This window comes from Streptomyces sp. (assembly GCF_035644915.1).
GTDB lineage: Bacteria > Actinomycetota > Actinomycetes > Streptomycetales > Streptomycetaceae > Streptomyces.
This window is the reverse complement of the sequence record NZ_DASQNP010000264.1, coordinates 1-5,547: the sequence shown is the minus strand read 5'-3', so window position 1 is coordinate 5,547 and position 5,547 is coordinate 1. Positions and strand designations below refer to the sequence as shown.

At 71.3% G+C, this 5,547-nt stretch carries 2 protein-coding genes and 1 tRNA gene; 2 read left to right on the top strand and 1 reads right to left on the bottom strand.

What is annotated here, in order from left to right:
* Positions 1-640: 640 nt before the first annotated feature.
* Together VE546_RS27325 and VE546_RS27320 are read left to right on the top strand one after the other, a co-directional pair.
* Positions 641-726, top strand: a tRNA-OTHER gene (locus VE546_RS27325).
* Positions 727-939: 213 nt separating this feature from the next.
* Positions 940-1,875 (top strand): MerR family transcriptional regulator, encoded by a 936-nt coding sequence (locus tag VE546_RS27320; RefSeq protein WP_324927010.1) that lies wholly within the window; start codon positions 940-942, stop codon positions 1,873-1,875.
* A gap of 180 nt (positions 1,876-2,055) precedes the next feature.
* On the opposite strand, the gene VE546_RS27315 is transcribed toward VE546_RS27320, so the two are convergent.
* A partial coding sequence (locus VE546_RS27315; RefSeq protein WP_324927007.1) for an FG-GAP-like repeat-containing protein occupies positions 2,056-5,547 on the bottom strand: 3,492 nt, incomplete at its 5' end.

Sequence of the window (5,547 nt, the reverse complement as noted above, 5' to 3'; positions counted from 1 at the left end):
CAGCCAGTCGGGATCTAAAAGAGCTTGTCGATCGAGGTATCGTAGAGCAGGTAGGAACCAGAGGGTCCACTGTCTACGTCCTGAGCGAAAAACACGGTGGCCGTCCCCTAAACGAAGAGCACGACGGGCGACATGAGATCGATCTGTTCGCTAACCTGATCGTAGAAGAAACTGCTTCTCTGAGCAACCTTTTCCCGACCCACGACACCGAGGAAGATCTTACCGAGCTGCAAAGCTCCGTACTTGCGTCTTTGGCAGACGGGCCTCTCCTCAGGCAAGAGATCGAGAGCCGAACAGGTCTCGACGCCAACCGAGTCAAGGGAGTTCTTAAGGCACTCCGAGATAAAGGCCTCGTTGAACTAGTCGGAAAGCCGCGCTCAAAGAATGCTCGATGGCGAAAGATTGTTAGCTAACCCTCACAATCATGATCCCACACATTCGCCCTTGCTAGGGCGAACTCCCAGCATGAGCAACGTTTAAGCTGGATTCATAGTCGACGAGACGGAAACGAGGTGTTTTGGCGGAGTATCAGGCCGTCTCAGTTTCCGTCTCATTCGCCAGCGTCCACGCCCGTTCAGCTCGGGCCAGCGGCAGCGATCGAGCCGCACCGCCAGACGAGCGTAGACGCAGGTGAACGGGCGCGGACGCGCCGCTCAGCAGCACCCGCACGCTTGGAAAGCGTGTTGGGGGCAACCCCTCACGAGTTCGAATCTCGTATCCTCCGCAGCCCGCTGAACAGCGGAGACGAGGGCCCCGACCGGTGAACCGGTCGGGGCCCTCGTCGTGCCGTGGCCGAGGCGACGCGGCGCGGCGGGCCGCGTTCCCGGGCTCCGCCGTGCGCGCCGGTACGGGGCCGCCTCCGGTGCGTACCGGCGTCTTGCAGGTGACGTAACGGCATGTGCTGTCGTGGGGGCAGCAAGCGAAAGGCAGTGTCCCCCGATGACCTTCGACGCACCCGCCCCCGCGCCCCGCCGCACCGTCAGGATCGGCGAGGCCGCCGCCCTGGCCGGCACCACGCCCCGCGCCGTCAGGCACTACCACCAGGTCGGTCTGCTGCCGGAACCCGAGCGCGGCCCCGACGACCGGCGCCGGTACGGCTACGAGGACATCGTGCGCCTGCTGTGGATACGGCGCATGACGGAGGCCGGGCTGAGCCTGGACGACGTCCGGTCCGTGCTCACGGCGGACGACAGCCGGACCCGGCAGGCGGTTCTCGAAGCCCTTGATCACGACCTGGCGGAGAAGGAGGCGGTCATCCGCCGCCAGCGCGAGGTGCTGCGCCGCCTGCGCAGGGCCGACAGTGACGTCGGGCTGCTCTCCCCCGCCGTGGGGGAGGTGCTCGACCGGCTCGGCGCGGGCCCGCTGAGGCCGGACGAACTCGACGCCCTGCTGGTCACGGAACGCTTCCTCGGCCCCGCCCAGGCCGCGCTCCAGGCCGCCGGCTTCGGCATCCTCTCCACCGACGAGGCGCTGCGCGCCGAGCAGGACCGCCTGGACCGGGCCGCGGAAGCACTCACGGACCCGGACGCTCCGGAGGTCGGGGAACTCGCCGCTCAGTACCTCGCCCACTATCAGGCCATGGAAGAGGCCGAGCGCGCTGCCGGCATCGACCACGACCTCTACGAACCACCGGTCGACGTCGACCAGGAGACGGGCCGGGTGCGCTGGCCGGGCATGGAGGAGGCCATGCGTCTTCCGTCGGACGTGACGCCGGTACAGCTCCGGATCGCGGAACTGGTCGGCGCCCTGTACGGAGCACGGCTCGCCGAGGAGAACGGCGGTTCCTGCGGGGAGCACCGACCCCCGGAGCGCCCCGCCGGGTCCCCCGGCGAGCGGTGCGGTGAAACCCGGCCGGGCCCGGTCCCCGGCGGGTGAGCCGGATCACGGCGTGCCGAGTGAGGGGGCGGGGGTCTCGGTGCGGTGGGTGCGTGACGTTCCGCGCCCGGCACCTGCTCCGCGGCCGGTCCCGGAAGAGACCCCGCAGAGCAAGGGGCCGGGGAGGCGTCGGACGCCTCCCCGGCCCCTTCCTCCGTTCCGGAGCGGGCTCGGGCGCTCTCAGAAGAGGCCCTTGTAGCCTCCCCAGCCGGTACCGATCTTCGTCCGGCCGGTGAAGGTGCCCTTGCCGTTGCCGTTGTTGCGGTAGAGGTTGCCGGCGGTGTCCCGCTCGACGAGGTCCGCCCTGCCGTCACCGGTGACGTCCCCGACCCCGACGATGGCGTTGTACGACGCGCCCCAGTCGGAGAAGACCAGCACCCGGTTCCTGAACTGACCCGCCGCTGTGCCGTCGTAGCGCCACAGCTCACCGGATCTGTCCCGCGCCAGCAGGTCCCCGTGGCCGTCGCCGGTGAGGTCCCCGGCGCCGACGATGTGCGTGTAGGTCCAGCCGCTGCGGATCTTCACCCCGGCCTTCAGCTTCCCGTCGCCCGTCGCGGCGAACAGGTGGATGTCGCCGGTCGAGGTCTTCCGCGCGATCAGGTCCGCCCGTCCGTCGCCGGTGAGGTCGCCGGGCGAGGTCAGCACGTTGTACGCGCCCCACCCGCTGCCCAGCGGGGTGTACGGCGTCGACGGCGTCGGTGCCTTCCCGCAGTCCGGCCGGTAGCCGCGCAGCGTTCCGTCCGTCATCCGCACCAGCACGTCGTTGCACCCGTCGCCGTTCAGGTCCCCGAACGGCACCGCCGTCACCTTCGCGGACCAGCCCGGCGTCCCGGTCTTGCCGGAGAACGGCCCGGACCCGTTGCCGTGCTGGAACGTCAGCCAGCCGCCCGAGCTCAGCGTCAGCAGGTCGCCCCGGCCGTCCGGCCTGGTGCCCGCCCCGGCGTGGTCCCTCGGCGCCGCCGCGACGGTGCGCGCCGGGGACTCGGCCGTCGCGTCCTGCCGGCCGCTCTTGCGGGCGGTGACGGCGACCGTCACCTTCCTGCCTCCGAGCGAGGGGTGGACCGTGTAGGTGGAGGCGGTGGCTCCCTCGATCGCCCGGTCGTCGGCCTTCCACTGGTAGGCGTACGAGTCCGGGGTGGAGGCCCAGGTGCCGGGGTCGGCGGTGAGTCTGGCGCCCACCCGCGCGGTGCCGGTGATCTTCGGGCTCGCGGTGTTCTCCAGCAGGGCCGGGGTGACGGTGAAGGTGCCCCTGCTGTACGACCAGCTGTTGTGGGTGACGACGCTGAGATACCAGTCGCCCGCCTCGGCTCCGGTGAGGTCCAGCACGGCCGTCAGGCTTCTGCGGTCGGGCGAGACCGCGGTGGTGGTGGCCTTCACCGTCGTGCCGGACCGCTGGATCCGGACCGTGTCGTCCTCGTGGAGGGCGGTGCCCGTCACCGTCAGCGTGACCTTGGAACCGCTCGCGCCGCTGGTCGGGGTGACCTGGCCGACGGTGATCTTCTCGGTGCCGCAGAGCCCGTGCGTACAGATGAGCTTCGCGCTGTAGTCGGTCCGCGACGCCTTCTCGGGCAGCCCGAGGACCAGGATGCTCGGGCTGACCTCCGTCGTGTACGGCTCGTTCAGGTAGCACTGGTAGTCACTGGGGACGAACAGGGTGCAGTTGTTCTCCAGGCTGGCGTCGTACAGCGCGGGCACGGCCGTCTCGGTGCCTCCCCCGGTGTCGCTGATCTCGAAGTCGAAGCGGTCGTCGTACGCGGTGGGCAGCGCCGCGCAGACGGCGGTGCGCCGCTCGTCCAGGGTGCCGGTGAGCGGGCCGTACCCGTAGCTGATGTTCGGCACCTTCTCGCACTCGTCGGCCGGGCCGGCGGCCGTGGCGATGCGCAGGGCGTCGAAGCGGTACGACTCGGCGGCCTTCAGGTTCGTCGGGACGGTGACGAGGACCTGGTAGCTGGTGGAGCCGGTGACCGCACAGGCCCTGTTGCGGTACGAGCAGTGGGCCTTGCCGTCCGCGCCGTAGGCCAGGATGTTCGCGGTGCCGAGCGGGTCGCGGACGTTGAGGTGCAGGACGTCCCCGGCGTCGGCGGTGGTCACCCGGTGGCAGACCAGCGTGCCCGGAGCGCCCGGTGTGCCGCCCGTGGACGGACCGCCCACCGGGACCGCCGGGTTCGCGGCGCAGCCCTTCGCGGTCGCGGTGACGTCGCGGCGGGCCAGGGTGTACTCGGCGGGGGCGTCGTAGCCGGTGACCAGCACGGTGTGCGCGACGCCCGGGGCGAGGCCGCAGGTGGTCCAGGTGGACAGGGAGGGGTGGACGCTGCAGACCTGCTTCCCGTCCGCGTCCAGCACCGAGAACCGGGCGGTGGACGTGCCGGAGACCGCCTGGAGCTGGAGGTTCTCCACCGCGCTGTGGTCGTCGGCGGGAATGGTCAGGCAGTGCGAGAACACGCCGTCACCGGTGCGGAACCGCGCCGAGGGACTCGTGGCGCCGAAGTCGCCGGCCGGGACGGCCGGGCAGTCGCTCGCCGCGTCCGTGCGGTACAGCGCGATGCGGTACGCGCCGGTCGGCTGGTTCTCGGAGTCGGTGGAGACCAGGGCGCGGAACGGGGCGGCGCCGGTGAGCGCGCAGGTGCCCGCGGAGAGGGTCTCCCAGTCGCACCGCTGGACGCCGCCGGCGTCGACCACGACCACGTCGGGATGCGGCGAGGCGCCGCCCAGGGCCTTCAGGGCGGCCATCCGGGCGTCCTTGGGCAGCGGCAGCGTCAGGCAGTCGACCTCGCCCGCGGTGGCGAAGGAGCCCTGGTGGACGCCCAGTTCGACGGGCTCGCACCCGGTGGTGGCGGCACGGTCGAGGACGAGGGTGGGGTGGTCGGTGAGCACGATGTGGTCACCGGCGGCCGGCAGGGTGCAGGGAGACTGCCACTGCTCGCAGACGGTCTTCCCGGACCGGTCGTACACGGCGAGCGCGGAACGGGACCCGGACTGGACCTGGTACACCTCGTAGCGTCCGGCGGCCGGAGCGGTGAAGACCTTGCAGCCGGTGGCCGGCTCCACCGTGGTGGGCGCGGAGCCGTACGCGTTCACGGGGACCTTCGCGCAGCCCTCCGGGTCGGACAGGCGGCGGATCCTCAGGGTGTAGTCGGCGGGGAAGCCGTCTTCCGCGTAGGACACCCGGACGAGGACCCGGTAGGGGCCGTCGCCGGGCAGCGCGCAGCCCGGACCGTCGTCCTCGCCGGAGCGCGGGCAGATCCGGGCACCGGTCCCGTCGGTGATCCAGTACTCGTGCTCGCCGTAGTCGGCGGTGCGGGCGTCGACGGTGATCCGCTCGCCGGGCTTCCCGGTGAACGGGTGGCACAGGACGGCGACCGCGGTGGGCGAGGAGCCGGTGACGGGGTCGAGGTCCCAGGAGGTGCCGGTCTCCGGTTCGCAGCCGGCGGCGGAGGCGAGGGGGACGACGGCGACGGTGGCCTCGTCCGGCTCCCACCCGTCGTTGACGACCTTCAGGGTGAAGGCGCCCGCACGGGGGAGGTCGCACCATCCGGCGCTGCGCCACTCGATGTCGTAGCAGTCCAGCGCGCTCTCGCCGTCGAAGACCTCGGTGCGGGTCTCGCTGTCCCGGTCGTCCAGCAGGACGCGGTGCAGGCCGGGCCGCTCGGCGGTGAAGGTGAAGCAGGCGGT

Bases quoted from the DNA above. Each gene is read 5' to 3' on its own strand.
- VE546_RS27320 (WP_324927010.1), top strand. From the start codon at position 940: ATGACCTTCGACGCACCCGCCCCCGCGCCCCGCCGCACCGTCAGGATC.